Genomic DNA, 961 nt, shown 5'->3' with positions numbered 1-961 from the left:
GGAAAAAGTCCTGACGAGAACGCTTACCTCAAATTCTATGTCCCCCGCGAAAACATCAAGAACGGCAACGCCGTCATCGCCGTGAAGAACGCAAAGGGCAGATTTATGTGGTCATGGCATCTGTGGTTCGCCAAGCCAGACGCGCTTGAGACCGTGAAATGCAACAATAACCAAAACAAGGTTTACAAGTTCGCCAAGCAGCCGCTCGGTTTCGCCTACCGTGAATGGGAAGAAGCCACCTTCAACAAGCAGCGCGTGGTCCTCATAAAGGTGGAGCAGACCTTCGGCAACAAAGGCGATAAGCAGTATGCCATCTTCTACATCACGCAGAAACCTGGCCAAAGCGTCAAGGAGTTCTCCTCCACTCTCTACCAGTTCGGTCGCAAGGATGCCTTCACCAACATCAATAACATTGCCGAAGGTGGGTACTATATAAACGACTATATAGATATGACCACTAAGGAGTGTATCGAGAAGCCTAATTGTTTCATCCTTGCCGGCAAAGGTCGGACGGAAAGCTACTGTAACCTTTGGTCGATGAACAACCTCGGGGGTACCTATGACGAAACTGTTGTCAAGACCATCTTCGACCCCTGCCCCGTAGGTTTCCACGTACCCACCAAAGGCGCTTTAGAATGTTTCACGAAGCATGAATCGGACAGCGGATTAATGAAAGCCAGCACTTGGGACAATGGCTGGAACTTCAGAAAGAACGGTAATCCTCATGTCACCATGTATCTCCCCGCTGTGGGTTATCTCAGCCCCACAAACGGTTATATGGACTATAGGAGCACATGTTATTGGTCGAGCAATCCGAATAGCGCGATCTGCTTTGCCATGTTATTCAACTCAGGGACAGTGTCATCTCTTACTACGAACATTCGGCATTACGGGCTGTCCGTCCTTCCCGTCGCAGAATAATCCGATTTATTTGATTGATAGCCTGTGGCCTTCAAAGCCA

General features: G+C 49.2%; 1 pseudogene. It reads left to right on the top strand.

Annotated features, from left to right (window positions below):
* Nucleotides 1-921, top strand: a pseudogene (locus HMPREF3034_RS11735) (hypothetical protein); the annotation flags it as partial.
* Between the last annotated feature and the right edge of the window lie 40 nt (nucleotides 922-961).

The sequence above is a fragment of the Prevotella sp. DNF00663 genome, from assembly GCF_001553265.1.
In the GTDB taxonomy this organism is placed as follows: Bacteria; Bacteroidota; Bacteroidia; order Bacteroidales; family Bacteroidaceae; genus Prevotella.
The sequence above is the reverse complement of the archived record's forward strand: the minus strand, read 5'-3'. Positions and strand labels throughout refer to the sequence as shown.